The 17,046-nt window shown below is 72.7% G+C and carries 15 protein-coding genes; 3 read left to right on the forward strand and 12 right to left on the reverse strand.

Annotated features, from left to right (window positions below):
* The 8 genes from ACFY0T_RS39875 to ACFY0T_RS39910 form a co-directional block, all read right to left on the reverse strand.
* A partial coding sequence (locus ACFY0T_RS39875; protein ID WP_388882604.1) for a toll/interleukin-1 receptor domain-containing protein occupies positions 1-581 on the reverse strand: 581 nt, incomplete at its 3' end.
* 225 nt (positions 582-806) lie between these two features.
* Positions 807-2,408: an aKG-HExxH-type peptide beta-hydroxylase gene (locus ACFY0T_RS39880; RefSeq protein WP_388882607.1), complete on the reverse strand. Its 1,602-nt coding sequence runs from the start codon at positions 2,406-2,408 to the stop codon at positions 807-809.
* The gene (locus ACFY0T_RS39885) at positions 2,405-3,595 is read right to left on the reverse strand and encodes an FxsB family cyclophane-forming radical SAM/SPASM peptide maturase (protein ID WP_388882952.1); all 1,191 of its coding nucleotides are present in this window, start codon (positions 3,593-3,595) and stop codon (positions 2,405-2,407) included. The genes ACFY0T_RS39880 and ACFY0T_RS39885 overlap by 4 nt, the downstream gene beginning before the upstream one ends.
* A gap of 209 nt (positions 3,596-3,804) precedes the next feature.
* A complete protein-coding gene (gene fxsA, locus ACFY0T_RS39890; protein WP_388882610.1) occupies positions 3,805-3,993 on the reverse strand; it encodes an FxSxx-COOH cyclophane-containing RiPP peptide in 189 nt (62 codons plus the stop codon).
* Positions 3,994-4,046: 53 nt separating this feature from the next.
* Positions 4,047-7,337 (reverse strand): SAV_2336 N-terminal domain-related protein, encoded by a 3,291-nt coding sequence (locus ACFY0T_RS39895; protein ID WP_388882613.1) that lies wholly within the window; start codon positions 7,335-7,337, stop codon positions 4,047-4,049.
* Positions 7,338-7,551: 214 nt separating this feature from the next.
* On the reverse strand, positions 7,552-8,580 hold the full coding sequence (locus tag ACFY0T_RS39900; protein ID WP_388882616.1) for an AAA family ATPase: 1,029 nt from the start codon (positions 8,578-8,580) through the stop codon (positions 7,552-7,554).
* A 159-nt stretch (positions 8,581-8,739) separates the two neighbouring features.
* Entirely contained in the window at positions 8,740-10,788 is a 2,049-nt protein-coding gene (locus ACFY0T_RS39905; protein ID WP_388882619.1) for a trypsin-like peptidase domain-containing protein, read from the reverse strand.
* A gap of 68 nt (positions 10,789-10,856) precedes the next feature.
* Complete coding sequence (locus ACFY0T_RS39910) at positions 10,857-11,354, reverse strand: CU044_2847 family protein (RefSeq protein WP_388882622.1); 498 nt, start codon at positions 11,352-11,354, stop codon at positions 10,857-10,859.
* 154 nt (positions 11,355-11,508) lie between these two features.
* On the opposite strand from ACFY0T_RS39910, the gene ACFY0T_RS39915 reads away from it, so the two are divergent.
* Positions 11,509-11,691: a DUF6104 family protein gene (locus ACFY0T_RS39915; protein WP_005312030.1), complete on the forward strand. Its 183-nt coding sequence runs from the start codon at positions 11,509-11,511 to the stop codon at positions 11,689-11,691.
* A 140-nt stretch (positions 11,692-11,831) separates the two neighbouring features.
* Here ACFY0T_RS39915 and ACFY0T_RS39920 read toward each other — a convergent pair whose 3' ends face one another.
* Positions 11,832-12,659 carry a hypothetical protein gene (locus tag ACFY0T_RS39920; protein WP_388882625.1) on the reverse strand — a complete coding sequence of 276 codons (828 nt, stop codon included), beginning with the start codon at positions 12,657-12,659 and terminating at the stop codon, positions 11,832-11,834.
* Between the two features lie 164 nt (positions 12,660-12,823).
* Between ACFY0T_RS39920 and ACFY0T_RS39925 the strand changes: the two genes are divergently transcribed.
* A complete protein-coding gene (locus ACFY0T_RS39925) occupies positions 12,824-13,810 on the forward strand; it encodes a DUF4097 family beta strand repeat-containing protein (protein ID WP_388882628.1) in 987 nt (328 codons plus the stop codon).
* A 1-nt stretch (position 13,811) separates the two neighbouring features.
* The gene (locus tag ACFY0T_RS39930) at positions 13,812-14,903 is read left to right on the forward strand and encodes a helix-turn-helix transcriptional regulator (protein WP_388882630.1); all 1,092 of its coding nucleotides are present in this window, start codon (positions 13,812-13,814) and stop codon (positions 14,901-14,903) included.
* 179 nt (positions 14,904-15,082) lie between these two features.
* On the opposite strand, the gene ACFY0T_RS39935 is transcribed toward ACFY0T_RS39930, so the two are convergent.
* The 3 genes from ACFY0T_RS39935 to ACFY0T_RS39945 form a co-directional block, all read right to left on the reverse strand.
* Positions 15,083-15,661 (reverse strand): Clp protease N-terminal domain-containing protein, encoded by a 579-nt coding sequence (locus tag ACFY0T_RS39935; RefSeq protein ID WP_388882633.1) that lies wholly within the window; start codon positions 15,659-15,661, stop codon positions 15,083-15,085.
* Positions 15,661-15,870 carry a helix-turn-helix domain-containing protein gene (locus ACFY0T_RS39940; RefSeq protein ID WP_121405930.1) on the reverse strand — a complete coding sequence of 70 codons (210 nt, stop codon included), beginning with the start codon at positions 15,868-15,870 and terminating at the stop codon, positions 15,661-15,663. Before ACFY0T_RS39940 ends, ACFY0T_RS39935 begins: the two co-directional genes overlap by 1 nt.
* 130 nt (positions 15,871-16,000) lie before the next feature.
* Positions 16,001-16,966 carry a zinc-binding dehydrogenase gene (locus tag ACFY0T_RS39945; protein WP_388882636.1) on the reverse strand — a complete coding sequence of 322 codons (966 nt, stop codon included), beginning with the start codon at positions 16,964-16,966 and terminating at the stop codon, positions 16,001-16,003.
* Between the last annotated feature and the right edge of the window lie 80 nt (positions 16,967-17,046).

Below are 17,046 nucleotides of genomic sequence, written 5' to 3' on the forward strand. Positions count from 1 at the left end.
TAGGCGTCGTTCAGCAGGGGCTCACGCCCGGTGAAGCGCGTGTTGCGGCGTGGCACGCCACCCCACACCTCCGGCATGGCCGCGGGGAAGCGGGGGCCCTGGCGGGCGCCGTCGGCGGAGTCCGGGAGGGGGTCGGCGGGCAGGTCCAGGCGGTCCAGGACACGGCGCTCGGCCTCCTCGGCGCCCATGTTGTTCAGCTCGACCGCGGCGAGCGCGACGGTGGCGGCCGGCAGCGGGCTGTTGGTGACGGAGACGGCCGCGAAGCGGGTCGGGTCGGGGGCGACGACCTCGCGCAGCGCGGCGTTCCACTCGTCGTGAGTGCGCGGGCCCAGCTGGAAATACCACTCACTGACGATGATCAGGATCCGGCCCTGGGCGAGCTTCAGGTCGCGCAGCAGGTCCACGAGCGGTACTTCGGCCGGGGAATCCCAGCGCTGGTACACGACGCGATGGCCACGTCGCTCCAGACGGTCCCCGATCCAGGCCGCCCAGGCCCGGTTGAAACCGGCGAAGCTGATCGTGACGGTCTGCTTCGCGGCCCCCCTCTCGGTTGGCCCGACCGGCGTACGAGCTCCAGACATGCAGCGGCCTCCCCGCACGTGATTTTAGAACCGGTGGGAGGTTCGGCGATAGGCGCTGACGGATACCAGTCGCTTGCTCCACGGTTCCTTTTCAAGCGAAGATCTTGGCGCACTGATCGGCCCGCGTCCCGGAACCGGCGGCTTTCGGCGAGGATGGCTCAATCGAGCGGGTGGCCTGGCTTGTTCGGCGGGCGCGCGGCGCGCCCTGCGGGCGCCTCTCATGCCTCATTCACCCGGCGCGTGGCGCTGCGTCCACAGCGCGCGGGCCGCCCGTACGTACGCCTCCGCGCGCGCCGCCTGCCCGCGCGGCGCGGGGTGTTCGGCCAGCCGTTCGTACACGGCGACCATCTGGTCGACGAACCGGCGCCCCTGCGGGGTGAGGTCGCCCGATCCCACGAGCGTCGGCAGTACGGCACCGACCTGCTGCTGATAGCGCGCGTGCTGGGCCCAGGCGGCGTCCCGGCGGGCCGGGTGCGTGATGGCGAGCGCGCAGCGCTGGAAGAAGTCCGCCAGCGCAAGGTGGGAGTACGCGCCCTGCAGCAAGCCGTCGTACGGACGCGGATCGGGGCGCCATGGCGCGAAGTAACGTGCCTGTGGCCCGGCATGGTGGAGCGTCAGCATGTCGCTGAGTGCGGCCAGTTTGCTGTGCTGGAGTTCGTGCACCAAGGTGGCCGCGAAGGTCGTGGCGGTGGGCGGGGTGCTGCTGAGGACAGCTCCGAAGGCCTCGCGCCGGGTGCCGCTGCAGCTGCCGGTCGTCCGGCCGCCGGGCGTCGAACCGGACGGCGCGGACAGCGGGACCAGACAGCGCATCAGGGCGACGGCCTCCGTGACGCGCTGCTCGCCGCCGAGCCGGAGCACGGACGCGGTGCCCGACCAGGACTGGAGCCAGCGCTTGCGCTCGGCGTCGTCGAGAATGACGGGTCCGCTGAGCTCGTGGTGGCGGGGTCCGCCGCGCACGGTGCGGTACGGGTCGAGGTCGTCCAGGGGTACGGGCTCGGAGCCGGGCAGCAGACCGGGCAGCGCATGCGCGGGGGTCCACGCGGCGGCCTCGGACCACGCGCCGACACCGCCGCTCTGCAGGCGTACCACGATGTCCTTCTCACCGCGCTGACGTAGTGTCAGGCTCTGTCGGCGGTGCACGACGTCGACGTGGGCGTCCCCGGGCGCTGCCGTGCGCAGCGCTCCGAGCGAGGGCAGGGTCAGTACGCCGTCGCGCGCAATCAGCCGTACGGCGTAGGGCACGTCGGCGCGGGCGGCGGCCACCGCGGCGAGCGCCCCGAAGTAGGCGAGGTCGCGCCCCAGTTCTCGCGCTTCCCACTCGGTGCGCGGCCTGGTTCCCGCTCCGAGCCCACGCAGACAGTGCCGGGCCCAGGGACCGACGAAGGGATTCAGCAGGAGGGCGCGGACGGGCGAGAGCGGGGGCCCGGCGAGAGCGGACTCACTGCCGGGCATGGACGCCGGGCCGCCGGGGACGCCGTCCGTCGGCGTCGGAGCCTCCACACCCTCGTACGCGGCCGACGCCGAACCGGCATCGGTGCCGTCCTCCGGGGTCGGCGCCGAACCGCCCTCGTACGCCCAAGCCGCCGGCCGGACAGGTGGCTCCACCCGGTCCGCCTCCTCCAGCAACCCCCAGTCCTCCCCCAGCCGCGCCCGCGCGCCCGTAGAGCAGACGGCGGTGTCGGCCGTCTCCACGGCGTCGAGGACCGCGCGGAGCAGCAGCAGCCGCCGTGTGTGCTGGTCGCGTAGGAGGAGCCCCAGGGTTTCGGGGCCGCCTTCGGTGCGGCCGAGTTCGGTCAGGGCCCGGTCCGGGACCGCCGGAAGGATCACGGCGCGCCTCCTTCGAGAGAGGCTGGGAGGGCGGCGGCCCCGGCGAGGCTCTCCGCCACATGGCGGATGAAGCGCTGGAGGTCGGCGCAGTAGACGGAGGGGTTGGCGAAGCCGTGTCCGGCCCGGTAGCGGTGGGCGTAGTGGCCGCCGCCGCAGACGGAGAGCAGGGGGCAGGCCCGGCACTGCGCGGCCAGCGCGGCGGCGCCGGTCTGGCGGGCGGTGACACCAGGGTGCCGCAGGGCCTCGTCGAAGCTGTGCCGGAAGACGTCGAGGCCGGTCTCCGCCGCGCCCTCGTAACAGGACTTCAGGGAGTCGACCTGCTCGATCGAACCGTCGGTCTCCACGACCACGGCGTCGAAGGGCGCGAGGCCCAGGGACTCGGTGGCGGCGGGCAGCCCGAAGAGCAGCGCTACGCACTCCTCGAAGAGCCGTACGCGTGTCTCCCGCCGCCCGGCACTCCACCAGCGGTCGAAGACGGCACACAACCAGTCCCCGTAGGGGACAAGGGAGCCACTCCAACCCGGCGGCGGGGCCGACCAGTTGCCGTGCGGCAGCAGCAGGTCGAGGGCCGGTGGCCGCAGGGCGAGCAGGGACTCGTACAGCTCGACCGGGTCCGTCGTGGGGTCCACGACCGTGAGGATCCCGGCGTACGCCTCGGGGAAACGGTCGGCGATCAGGCGGGCGCCGCGCGCGGCGGCGGGCCAGGACGGGCGCCCCGCGCGGTCGGTGCGCAGCGTGTTGTGCGCGGGCAGGCCGCCGTCCAGGCTGATGCCGACGCGGATGCCGTGCCGGGCCAGCACGGCGAGCCGCCGCTCGGTGAGCAGGGTCGCGTTGGTCTGGACGGTGGCGTGGACCGTGCAGGAGTCCGGTACCCGGTCGCGTACGAGATCGGTGAAGCGGGCGAGCGTGTCCGCGCCCGCGAGCAGCGGCTCGCCGCCGTGCAGGACGAGGGAGAGCGCCGTCATGCCGTGGGCGCGCGCGTGTTCACCGATGCGCAGCGCGGTCCGGGCCAGCACGTCGGGCGGGGCGGCGGCGGGGCGGGTGCGCCAGCTGCGGTCGGGGCCTTCGTAGAGGTAGCAGTAGCGGCAGGCGAGGTTGCAGCGGCCGTGCGCCTTGACGATGAACTGCCGGAAGGGGAACGGCGGTTCGGGCGTCCGGGCGGCTGTCACCGGGGTCGCGGAGGTCACCTCTTCAGACACTCCGGCACCCCCATGCTGTACGGCCCGCGAACCCGGGTACGGTCCGCGTCACGGCCCCCTGCCCGTAAGGGGCGGATTCCCTGGCGGGGGCCGGACACAAACGCGACACGATCGAACTTGTCCGGTTCAACAACAGAGCCGACCGGAACTGACGTCTTCTGGACGGAGATCGACTGCTTTCTGACCCATCTCGTCACTCAGAAGGAGTTGTTGAACCCCCAGAGCATCTCGCTGGGCTGCCCGGCCCGCTCCTTCAGCTCCTCCAACACCTCTGCCAGCACCGGGTGTTGAATCGTCCTGAGGTCCGCGAGGTCCAGCTCCAGCAGATCCGGCAGCCGCTCCCCGGCGACTCTTGAGTCCAGTGCGTCGTCGTCCCGTGCACCCATGTCCCTCCCCCTTTTCCCTCACTCCGCCCCGGCGGCCGCCGGCGGGCGCTCCCTCACTCCAGCTCGGCCAGCCGCTGCGCCGTCTGCCGGGCCGTCGGCTCGCCCGTGCTCACGGCGCCGTCCGGCAGCCTGGACCACTCGGCCCGGGCGGCCCGGTAGGCCTCGCGTGCGGCACGCGGGCGCGCCGCCGCCTCGTAGGACATACCCCGCCAGTGATGCGCCTGCGCACCCAGTTCCACGGCCTCCTGGCGCCGTCGGTCCGTCTCCGCCTCGTCCTCGGCCTCGCGCGCCGACTCCGCCGCGGCACGGAAGGCGTCGACCGCCTCGTCGAGCCGCGCGGGCCGGCCCAGGCTCTGGTACGCCTCGAACTGCGCCTGCCCGAGCTCCAGCCAGCAGCGCGCGGCGGTGAGCGGTTCGCCGGCCTCCAGCGCGGCGAGTCCGAAGAGGTGCTCGGCCTCCCGGAGGTCCACCCGGTCGCCGCGGGAGCGGTAGCGCAGCATCAGGGCGCGGCCGAGCAGCAGCAGGCGGTGGGCCAACTCGCCGCTTCCCGCGGCGGTTTCGGTACGGCAGTCCCGTAGCACCCGGATGGCCTGGGAGAGCGACTCGCGGGTACCAGGGCCGCCCGCCGGCACCGCCCGGCGCAGCAGCACTTCGCCCCATTCGGCGAGGACGTCGGCGTGCGCGGGGGCGTCCCGGGGCACGCCGCGGGAGGCCTGCTCGAACCGCTCGGCGGCGTCCTGGAGTTCGCGCGGGTCGCCGGACTCGGCGTACCGCGCCACCTTGATGCGCCCGGCGCGCACCAACAGCGAGGCGCGCAGGCCCTGTTCGCGGGTGAGGCCCAGCGCCTCGTCGACGTGCGCCTGGGCGTCGTCCAGCGCGCCGCCCGATTTCAGGAGCGCGTCGACGAGGTCGAGGAGGAGGCGGACGCGGTCGCGCGCGGGGTCGGTCCCGGCCGCCGTGTCGTCCTCGGGGCCGGTTTCCAGGGCGGCGCGCAGCGAGTGCGCGCCCTGTTCCGCGTACAGCCGGGCCTGTTCGTGGTCGGCCGTCGCGCCCGACAGACGCAGCAGGACGCGGCCGTGGGCGAGCGGGAGTTCGGGCGGGCGGTGGCGCCGGTCGGGCCAGGCGTCGGCGAACGCCTCCAGCATGCCGACCGCCCCTTGGAGCAGCGCGCTGTCGCCGCCGAGGCGCCACTGGGCCTCCAGTGCCCGCACCCGCTCCAGCGTGAGCCGCAAGGCCTCGCGCGCCTCCATGCCGGGCGCGGCGCAGGCCACCGCGTACTCGCGGTCGGCGCGTTGCAGCAGGTCGAGCGCGCCGCGCCGGTCGCCGCGGCGCCTGCGGTCGATGGCGGCGGCGTGCAACACCTTGGCCAGCACGGCCCGTTCGCGCAGCGCCCGGGGGTGCGCGACGGCGCGCTCGGCCGCCGTCTCCGCCTCCCGCAGCAGCTCCGCGCCGCCCTGTACCTCCCACAGCCGCAGCAGGCACTGGGCGTACTCGGCCCACAGCTCCGGGTCGGCGCCGGCGGGCAGTTCGTGTTCAGTGGCACCGCGCAGCAGCTGTACGGCGTCGATGAGGTCCTGCACCATGCCGTCGGTGTCGAACTGCCCGACCAGGTTGCGGGCCCGGATCACCGCCGCGTGGGTGGGCCGCTCGTCGGGCAGATCGTCGCGTCCCCGGCCGCCGTACAGCGCGAACTGCTCCGGCAGCGGCATGAAGCGCTCCAGGACCCGCGCGGCGACCTCGGCGAAGGGCTGCGGCACCAGCGTGGCCGCGCCGTTGTCGCCGTTGTCGCCGTTCTCGCCCGGATATCCGGCGCCCGGTGCGTACGGCCGCCCGGAGCCGCCCTCGCCGAGCTGCGCGAGCGCCAGGGCCGGGAAGTTGGGGCCGCCCTTGCCGAAGCGGTATTCGATGTACTCCGAGCAGTGCTTGAGCACCAGCATGGCCTCGTCGCGGCCCAGCGGCGACAGCAGCGCCTCCTGCACGCCGGGCGCGAACTCGTACCACTGGGCGCCGTCCGCCCCGTAGTCCTCCGCCTTGGCGCGTGAGACCAGGCCGCTGAGCAGGACCTCGGCCAGTTCGGACGGCCCGGAGTCGGGCAGCATGGTGCGCTGGACGAGCTGCATCACGGGGAGGCTGAGGGGCGCCGCCGCCAGATAGCCGGCCAGGCGTCCGGCGGACTTCGAGGCGTTGGAGCGGAACCGGCTGACGAGTTCGAGCGCGGACAGCCGGCGCCCGGGCCGGGCGGCCTGGGCGGGCGGATGGTGGTGGCGCACCCAGCCGACCGCACCGGCCACGGGGCCGGCTCCGGTCCCGGACAGCAGCCGTGCCCAGGCGCCGAGCGCGGCGGGCTCCGGAGGCAGTACGGGTACCGGAAGCGCACCGGCGCGGGCCTCCGACGGGGTGCCGGTCGGCAGCCGGACCTTCAGCGTGGCCGCGCCCGCGAGCGCCTCGCCGCGCATCAACTCGCCGTACGACACGGGAAGTCGGGTGCGGTTCCACATGCGCTGCGGCAGCGGCTGGAGTACGGCGGCGGGGCCCAGCCGGGACAGGTGGTGCAGCAGCCGGTGGGCGTGGCCGCTGTGCCACAGGGGGCCCGCGCAGTCGCTGACGAGGAGAGTGATCCGGCGGCCGGTGGGATCGCTCAGCCGGTCGGCGGAGTGCAGCGGGGCCACGTGCGGCTCGGGGCTGCGGCTGACGGCGGGCTCGCCGTCCGGGCCCTGGTGCAGATGGCTGACCTCGATGTCCCAGAAGGCGCCCAACTGGCCGAAGACCTGCTCCAGTTCGGCGAACATCCGGTCCCACACCCGCATCGACGAGGAGGCGTCCATCACCAGCTGAAGCGCCGCGTCGGCGCGGGTCACCCCGCGGAACACCGGCAGGACCAGACCGCCGGCCCGCGCGCTCAGCTCCGCGGTCGCCGTCTCGTCGAGGACCGTGCGCAGGGGCGGCGCCGCCGTCCGGTAGCCCTGCAACGGCCGTAATGCGCGCTGGAGTTCGAGCGGGGCGGGGAACGCGGGCGCGGCGGGCACCCCGATCGGCAGCACGGTCGCCCGGCCCTGCCCGTACCCCCGCGGCGCGCCGTCCCGCGGCACGGGGTAGAGGGCGACACGCCGGTCCGCTCCCCCGGTCTGCGGCAGCGGCTCCGGCCGGTCGCGGGGCGGGACCGAAGTGGTGTCGGGCGGGTCCGTACGCTCCGGGATCGGGTCGCGCCCTGCCCCGGGCAGGGCACCGGGCGTGGAGACGCTGCCCTCCGCCGGCTCGGCGGCATCCGTCGGGCGCGCCCAGCGGGCCAGCCACAGACTGTCGCACAGCTGCTCGGCGTCGGGATCGAGCCCGATCTGCCGCATCAGGGCGATGAGTTCGGCGATCGCGTCGCCACCGAACGACCCGGACAGTCCGGATGATCCCGTCAGTTCGGACGGCCCGGGCGGCCCGGTAGGTCCGGCTGGTCCGGTCGGCCCGGCTGGTCCGGTCGGCCCGGCTGGTCCGGTCGGCCCGGCTGGTCCGGATCGTTCGGCGGGATCGGGCCCGTGGCGCGCCGCGGCGTCAGGCATCAGCGCGTCACCTCGGGCGGTCGAGTCGCTGGATGAGCAGGTCCGCGAGACGGTCGCGACTGGGCGGGGCGGCCGCGTCGGTGAGGTAGATGGCGTTCAACAGCTGGTCGGCGGCGACGAGTTCGCTGCGCGAGCGCTCCAGGAAGTGGGTGATGAGGTCGTCCCCGGCCCGCGCGGCCTCGTCGCCGAGGTGGGCGCGTACGAAGGTGGCGAGCCGTTTGTGGTCCGGGCGCCCCAGTTCGAGGTGGATGCAACGGCGCATCAGCGGGGCGGGGAAGTCGCGCTCGCCGTTGCTGGTGAGCACCACGAAGGGGAACGCGCGGCAGCGCACCCGGCCGTCGCGCACCCGCGCCTTGGTGCCGTCGGCGGTGAGCACCTCGGCCTCGCCGACCGGCAGCCGGTCGGCGACGCGCTCCAGCTCCGGGATGGCGAACTCGCCCTCCTCCAGCACGTTCAACAAGTCGTTGGGCAGGTCGATATCGCTTTTGTCCAGCTCGTCGATGAGCAGCACGCGCGGGGTGTCGGACGGCAGCAGCGCGGTGCCGAGCGGGCCGAGCCGGATGTAGCTGCCGATGCCCTCGACCGAGCCAGGAGCCCCCGGAGTGGCCGGATCGGTGCCCTGGGGCGCGGCGATCTGCACGTCCTGGAGCCGGGCGATCGCATCGTAGTGGTACAGCCCGTCCTGCAGCGTGGACCGGCTGACGATGGGCCAGCGCAGCACATTGCCCAGCCCCAGTTCGTACGCCACCGAGTGTGCGAGCGTGCTCTTGCCCGCGCCCGGGCTGCCGGTGACCAGCAGGGGCCGGCGCAGATAGAGCGCCGCGTTGATCATTTCGAGTTCCTCGGCGCCCGGCCGGTGCAGCTCGGCGAGATGCCGGTGCGCGCCCAGCCTGCGGTCCTCGGAGCCGTCGCCGTTCCTCCCGGCCGCGTCCCGGCTCGCGAAGTCGCGCCAGGGGGGCGGGGCCGGGAGGCGGTCTATCCCGTCGTGGGGTTCACCGGCGCCTCGGTAGATGAGCCACTCGCTGGATTCGGTCATTGCCCAGTCCTCGTCGTCACTCGTCCCCCACGGCAGCCGTCGATCGTGCATCACCGTATCGACCCTGGAGAAACCTCGTAAGGGCCCTGTCCGGTCCGGCAGTTGGAGCTCGGTACGACCTTGTGCCGGTGCCGTACGACCGAGATCCGCGTCGTCCGGTCATGGCGCCTCCAACAGGTCCCCGGTGCCGGGCAGGGGTCGGCGCGGATCGTCGTAGAGCAGGGCGATGCCGTCGGCCCAGTCGGTCTCCGGCAAGCCCGCGTGCAGCCCCACCCTCAGCGCGTGGACGAGCCCGGGAAGCCGCTCCGCGCTGCCCGCGCCCGCGACGATGTCACCCGTCCGCCGGTGGAACTCTCCGCAGAGGGGGTCCCGTTGCCCCTGCCATCGCCGCCACATCGCGACGCCGAAGCCGCTGTTCACGATCCGTACGAGGGCCGCTGGATCGTCCTCGAAGCGGTGGTCTCCGTAGCGGCAGAGCACCGGAACCGTGGTGTGCGGCAGCTCGCGCAGCCTCTCCCCGGGTGGTACGGGCACACGCAACCCGTCGTCGCAGTCCAGGACTTCGGCCTTCGCGCCCAAGGTCTGGACCCATCGCCATCGTGCCTCGCGTTCGACGTGCTCCTCGTCGGCGGAGTCCTCGTTCCAGCCGAGAGCGGCATCGTCTCCGGAGAGCAGCTGCTCCCGGTCGGCGCAGCGCACGACGACCGGCCGGTGGGCGCCGAGCGGTGGCTCGTCCGGCCCGAACTGCCAGGCGTCGACGTCCAGTCCGAGCAGCGGATGGGGCAGCGCGACCTCGAGGACGGCAGGCCGCCCGGGTTCGTCGCACTGCCGGAAGGCCTCCGCGAAGGACCCCGCAAGGCTGCCGGGGAGTTCGGCCAGCGGGACACGCTCGGCGTCACGCAGGCGCACCACCCCTCCGGTGGGACGCCCCACGGAAACCTGCCAGTCGCAGCGGTCCGGTTCCCAGCCCCGCTGCACCAGTTCGAGGAGGACGAAGAGACGGGGCGCACGTTCGGCGGTTTGCGCCAAGGCGCGCGCCGCCCGCGCCTTGGCCGAGGACAGCTCACGGCGCGACAACTGGACGTCTTCGATCCGATGCTGCGCGAGGTTGCGTCGGTACCTGGCTCCAAGATCCTCCGCGGCCCGCCACGCCCACTCCCACAAGGCACGCTCCGCGCTGCGGGTATCACGGGTGACGAAGGGGCGCCGGGCGGTCATGACCCGCACCACGTAGTCGATGACGAGCTCCAGCGCGCCATCCTGACGTGAGCTCTCGTACAGCGCCCCGAGCCCGTCGCGCCAGCTGCGCGGCGCGGGGTGCGGGATCGCGGCCTCGCTGCCCAGCAGGGATTCGAGGATGCCGAGCAGCTCGCGGGTGCTGGTCGGAGGCGGGAGGTCGGCGAGCCTGCCGAGCAACCTGGTCCGCTCGAAGGGGCTGAAGGCACGGCCGGGCCGCGCGCCGAGCTGGCCCTGCACGTCGGCCCAGGTGCTGCCGTCGTATTCCGGATGGCGCTGCCGGTCACGGTGGTAGCGGTCGTGGGCGTGGAAGACGGCCTGGTACGTGTCGTCGTGCTCGGCCCGCACCTCACCCGTCGGCACCGGCAGGGACCGTAACTGCTCCACCCCCGTACAGGTCCCGCCGAGCCCCCGGTCCGCCTGCGACTTCAGGACGCCGACGACTTCTCCGCGTACGGGGTCGACCACCGGCCCGCCCGAAACACCGGGCGGCAGCACATCGCCGCCGAGCCGGATCTGCTCGTCGTCGGACCAGCCGCCGAGGGTGCCCTGCACCGTGCAGGTCCCGTTCAGCCGGCGCAGCTCCCCGCCGACCACGGACCAGCCGGAGTAGAAGACGACCGCCTCTCCGTAGTACGCCGCCGGGCGCTCGGTGAGATAGGCGCAGTCGTGGTCGACGGGCTTGCGCAGCCGCACGAGCGCGAGGTCGGGGGCCGGCCAGTTGCCCCGTACGGGACGCTGCCCGACCTGCTCGGGAAGGGCCGTCGCGACCTCGCCCGCGATGGCGGACGTGCCGCGGCCGGGCCCCGTCTCGTAGACCACCGTCACCTCGTCCCCCTCCCCGCTCCGTGCCACATGCGCACAGGTCAGAACCCAGTTCGGAGCGATGAAGAAGCCACTTCCGAGGAACGTGCCGGGCTCGTCCTGGGCATACCCGGAGCCCGCGCGATGGATGCGCACCGTTGCGGCCATGACGAGATCACGCAGCGCACGGTGAGCGTTCCCGGGGCTGCCCGGTGCGCCGGGGGCGTGCCCGTCCGTCATGCCCCGCCCCCGACGGAGGCGTCACCGGAGCCGCCGTGCGCCGGGGCGCCGGGGGACGCGCCCGCGTGCGGGTCGGCCGGTGGGTTCGCCTGCGTGTTTCCGTCGGTCACCGCCTGCCGGGTGGTGCCCTCGGTGGTGTCGAGGTCCGGTGGGCCGCCGTTCCAGGTGAGCGTCACGGTGATGCCGGCCTTGGCCTCGCCGTCCGCGAGGAGGCCGACCACCTTGCCCGCCTTGGCCGTCAGCTCGATCCCGAACTCGACGCTGACCTCGTCGGGCCGCACCGCGCGCAGCGGCGCGGCCAGTGACCGCGCGACACTGGTGATCACCGACTGCAGGCTCTCGACCTGCGCCTCGACCCGCTCACCGAACCCGGTGTCCGTGTACGACAGCCCGCCGGACGGTTCCTCCAGCTCCTCGGCCCCCGAGATCCGCGCCCATACCGGCGTCCCGTCCGGCATCTCGATCCGTGCGATCCGGGTCACTGCGTCACCCATGGCATCCCCCGTTCCCCCACGCCCCCGTGGTAACCGCCGACCTTGCAGGCTAGCCGCAGGGGGGCGCCCACGACAGAGGACCTCCGTGCGCCGCACGCCCCCACTTATCCTTTTCCCAGCGTTCCACTTCACTTTCACCGACGGAGCACCATCCATGTATTTCACCGACCGTGGCATCGAGGAACTTGAGAAGCGGCGCGGCGAGGAAGAGGTCACCTTCGAGTGGCTCGCCGAGCAGCTGAGGACGTTCGTCGACCTCAACCCGGACTTCGAGGTGCCGGTGGAGCGGCTGGCGACGTGGCTGGCACGACTGGACGACGAGGACGACGAGGAGTAGGCGCCTTCTTGGACGACGCGGAGTAGGCGCCTTCTTGTAGAGAGGTTCGCGTTCGTGTTGCGCGTTCGTGTTTCGGGTTCTTGCTTCGGGTTCTTGCTTCGGGTTCTTGCTTCGCGTTGTTGTAGGGACGTTCGCGCGCGTCAGTCGAAGGGGCGCAGCTGGTCGTACGCCAGGCCGAGGGCACCGTGGGTCAGCAGGAGCGCGCCGGCGGCGATCCAGCCGCCACTGCGGCGCCGTACACCCCACAGGGTGAGCGGGAGCCCGGCGGCCACCTCGACCGTGGCGAGGGTGCGGGCCTTCGAGCCACGGAACCAGGAGGCCAGGCTGCTGCCTTCCATGACGTCGAGTTCCGCGCGGACGGCGGCACGCCACCCCGACCACTCGATCTGCTCGGCGCCTGGCTGGATCCGGGCCACCTCCCTGAGCCGGTCGACGGGTTCGCCGGGACTGAGCCCGGCCGGAAGCACCACTCCCGCGCGCGTGAGGACGGCGAGCAGCCCCCGCAGGCGCGCGCGTGCGTCCACTCCGGGGTCGGCCTTCGTCAACTGCTCCAGGGACTGCAGGTCCAGCACGGGGTCAAGACCGAGCCGCGCGGCGAAGGTGCGCATCGCCTCGTCCTCGCCGACCGGGGTGCCGTTCGCCAGCCACTCGTAGCCGACGGTGCGCCGGAAACCGGAGGCGAGGGCGTAGCCGCTGTGGTCGGCGTCCCACCACAGGGCGAGTACGGGCCAGGGGGCGCCGACGGCGAGGGCGCCTGCCCAGCCGGTGAGCACGCGGTCCACGGGTTCGGCGCCGTCCCGCCAGGGCTTGCCCTCGGGAACCAGCACGCTCCACTCGGCACCGGCCCAGGTGAGCAGCATCCGCTCGCGCAGCAGCTGGGCGGCGGGACCGACGGACTCGGGGTGCGCCCGGCACAACAGCAGGGCGCCGGGGGCCGTGACCGAGGACTCACCGGACGCAGTTGACATGGTCACACTTTAGGCCGATTTGCCCCTCCCATCCCGCCCGTGATCCCCAGAACGAGTGTCTTGACTTTCCGTATCCGCGATATATCGTGAATAGCGGAAGACGCGATATGGCGCGTCGAGTCCGGACTCGACGGGGGTCCGGTCCGGTCGAGGAGGTCTGCACCATGTCCGAGTGGTCCGTCGCAGAGCCGAGGAAGCTCACCTTCGACGACCCGGTGACGGCGCTGCACGTACGCGTCGTCAATGGAACTGTGAACGTCGTGGGCACCGACGAGGGTTCCGCCCGCCTGGAGGTGTCCGAGCTGGAGGGGCCTCCGCTCCAGGTGACCCAGAAGAACGGCACGCTGACGGTGGCGTACGAGGACCTGCCCTGGAAGGGCTTCCTCAAGTGGCTCGACCGCAAGGGCTGGCGTCGCGACGTGGTGGTCTCTCTGGCCGTCCCCACCGGGACTCAGGTCGAGGTCGGCGTGGTCGGCGCGGCCGCCGTGGTCTCCGGGATGGACGCGCGCGTGGAGGTCAAGGGCGTCACCGGCGACACGACACTCGTCCGCATCGCCGGCCCCGCGCGGGTGGACACGGTGTCCGGAAACCTGGAGGCCCAGGCCGTCACCGGCGACCTCCGCTTCAACTCCGTCTCCGGCGACCTGACCGTCGTCGAGGGCTCCGGCTCCTCCGTGCGGGCCGACTCGGTGAGCGGCTCGATGATCGTGGACCTCGACGCCACGGGCACCCCCACCGACGTCCAACTGACGAACGTCTCGGGCGAGATCGCCATCCGGCTCCCGCACCCGGCGGACGCGGAGGTGGAGGCCAACACCGCGAGCGGCTCCGTCTCCAGCGCCTTCGAGGACCTCCGGGTCAGCGGGCAGTGGGGCGCCAAGAAGATCACCGGCCGACTGGGCGCGGGCAACGGCAAGCTGAAGGCGATGACCGCCTCCGGCTCCATCGCCCTGCTCCGCAGGCCACCGACGGAGGACGGGCCGTACGACGACGCCCCGGAGGAGCCCAAGAACGCCGCCCCGACCGACGACCCGACGAACCCGTCGACCAACAACCCGACGAACCCGTCGACCGACGGCTCGACGGAGACGCCGACCGAGGGTCCGACGAACGCCTCGACCGAGGGCCCGACCGACAAGAAGGTGCTCTGAAATGCCCCCCGTCTTCGCCCATGGCCGCCTTCGCCTCTACCTCCTCAAGCTGCTGGACGAGGCGCCGCGCCACGGGTACGAAGTGATCCGGCTCCTGGAAGAGCGCTTCCAGGGCCTGTACGCCCCCTCGGCGGGCACCGTCTACCCCCGGCTGGCGAAGCTGGAGGCCGAGGGGCTCGTCACCCACACCACCGAGGGCGGCCGCAAGGTGTACGCGATCACGGACGCGGGCCGCGCCGAACTGGCCGACCGCAGCGGCGAACTGGCCGATCTGGAGCTGGAGATCCGCGAGTCCGTCGCGGAGCTCGCGGCCGAGATCCGCGCCGACGTACGGGGCGCGGCGGGCGATCTGCGCCGCGAGATGCGAGCGGCGGCCACGGAGGCCCGAAGGGGCGGCAAGGGCGGCACCGGCGCCAAGGAACGCGACGCGGAGTCGGCCGAGTTCGGGGGCCTCGGCGACTACCAGGACAAGGAGTCGTGGCGGGCGGCGAAGGAGGAGATGCGGCGTGTCCGGCAGGAGTGGAAGGAACAGGCCCGCCGCGCCAAGGACGAGAGCCGCCGCGCCCGCGACGAGGCCCAGCGTGCCCGCCGCCAGGCCAAGGAGGCCCAGGAGAGGGCCCGCGCCCAGGCCCAGGAGGAAATGCAGCGGATGGCCAAGCGGGTCCAGGACCAGGTCCAGGACCACTTCGCACGGGGCGACTGGCCGACCGGCGTCCGCGAGGGCCTGACCGAACTGGCCAAGGAATTCGGCGAGTTCGGCAAGAACTTCGGAAAGGACCTGGGCAAGGACTTCGGCAAGGACTTCGGCTTCGGCCGCACGGACACGACGGCCGACTCGGCCACGGAGCCCGAGTACACGGTCACCCGCGAGGACTTCCCCGCCGACTACGAACCCTCCTGGGCCCACGAGGACTCCACAGGCAACCCCGCCCGCGACCTCGACCGCCTCCTGGACCGCTTCCGCGACGACATCCGCGACGCGGCCCGCGACCACGGCGTGACGGAAGACCAACTCCGCGAGGCCCGCCGCCACTTGTCAACGGCGGCGGCACACATCGGAGCGGCGCTGCGCGGCTCCGGCCGCCGGAGCTAGAGATCTTTAGCCCGTCCGGCGTTTGAGGACGAGGCCGTTCAGGCCGATACGGGGGTCTGGGGGCGGAGCCCCCAGGTTCGGGACGGGTAGGGGCGGAGGGGGCGAAACCCCGGTGGCGAGCCCCACCCCTCACCCGCACCCCACCCTCACCCGCGCACCCCACCCCCCTCCCCCCGACCTCACCCCGCCTTGGCCACACCGCCCCCGCCCTCGCCGTACAGCACCCGCGCCACCGCCTCGTACGTGACCCCGTGATCGGCAAGCACCTCCGCGAGAACCCCGGGCCGCGCTGTGAGCGCCATAAGCAGATGCTCGTCACCGATATGCCGATCCCGACGAGCGAGAGCGATCCGCAAGGACTGGGTCAGCACATCCTTGGCTCCTTGGGCGAAGGGCCGGCGCCGAGCCCACCGACCACCACCCCCACTCGTCCTCCCCGACCCCAACGCCCCTTCCCCGTGCACCTCTTCGACCCGGGAGACAATCTCCGACAGGTCGATACCGAGCCCGGAGAGGGCCTCCGCATCGGCACGGGAGAGGCCACCACGGCGGCGCGCCTCGGCGAGGTCCCGCTCCACCGAGTCCCGGCGACCGGCCAACCCGAGCGACGCCAGGGCGAACGATCCCCGGCTCCCCTCCCGGTCGAGGAGGGCGAACAGCATGTGCTCCGCCTCCACCCTGTCGGCCCTCGCCCGCTCGGACTGGAGCACGGCCTCCTCGACAACAGCCCGCGCATCCTTCGTGAACCGCTCGAACATCACTGCCTCCCGTACTTCTTGTGCACGGCCTGCCTGCTCACTCCGAGTTCCGCGGCGATCTCCTGCCACGACCAGCCCTGATTGCGCGCACTGCGCACCTGTACCGCTTCCAACTGCTCCAGCAGCCTCCGCAGCGCGGAGACGGCCCGCAGCCCGACCCGCGGATCGCGATCACCCGCACGCTCGGCAAGATCCGTTGCTTCGGTCATGATGTCAACCTACGTTGACAGGCCACACTTGTCAACCACAGTTGACGCGCGAGACGACGCCGGCCGGCCCGGAAACCCGGACCGGCCGCGAGCCAGAAGACTTTGAACGAGGTAGAAGCGCCTGAATCCGTCAGGCGTTCGCCAGCACGATCTTGCCGAACTGATCGCCCGATTCGAGCCGTTCGAACCCTTCGCGGGCCCGGTCGAGCGGCAGTACCTCATCAATGACGGGGCGCACGCCGGTGGCGGCGCAGAAGGACAGCAGGTCCTCCAGTTCGTCCTTGGTGCCCATCGTGGAGCCGACGACCTTGAGTTCGAGGAAGAAGATACGGGTCAGCTCGGCGTGGGAGGGCCGGTCACCACTGGTCGCCCCCGAGATGACCAGCGTGCCGCCGGGGCGCAGGGACTTGATGGAGTGCGACCAGGTGGCGGCACCGACCGTCTCGATGACGGCGTCCACGCGCTGCGGCAGCCGCGCCCCGGACTCGAGCGCCTCGACGGCCCCCAGTTCGAGAGCCCTCTTCCGCTTGGCCTCGTCGCGGCTGGTGGCGAACATCCGCAGCCCGGCGGCCTTGCCGAGCACGATCGCGGCGGTGGCGACGCCGCCGCCCGCGCCCTGTACGAGGACGGAGTCACCGGGACGCACCCCGGCGTTGGTGAACAGCATGCGATAGGCCGTCAGCCAGGCGGTGGGCAGACAGGCGGCTTCTTCGAAGGAGAGCTCCTTGGGCTTGGGGAGCACGTTCCAGGTCGGTACGGAGACCTGCTCGGCGAAGGTGCCCTGGTAGCGCTCGGTGAGGATGGACCGGGGCTCCTTGGGGCCCACCCCGTGGCCGGTCTGGCCGATGACGGAGTGCAGCACCACCTCGTTGCCGTCCTCGTCGATGCCGGCGGCGTCGCAGCCGAGGATCATCGGCAGCTTGTCCTCGGCCAGGCCGACTCCGCGGAGGGACCACAGGTCGTGGTGGTTGAGGGAGGCGGCCCGTACGTTCACGGTCGTCCAGCCCGGCCTCTTCTCGGGGGCCGGGCGCTCCCCCAACTCCAGGCCGTTCAGCGGCTCGTCACGGTCGATTCGGGCGGCATAGGCAGCGAACATGACCTTGACGATAGGCTCCGCCCTCGCCCGGGGGAACCACGTCCCCCTGTGACACGCATCCCGCCGTTCCCCGCACCCAT

Origin of the sequence: Streptomyces sp. NPDC001530 (assembly GCF_042894545.1) — a bacterium.
Taxonomy (GTDB): domain Bacteria; phylum Actinomycetota; class Actinomycetes; order Streptomycetales; family Streptomycetaceae; genus Streptomyces.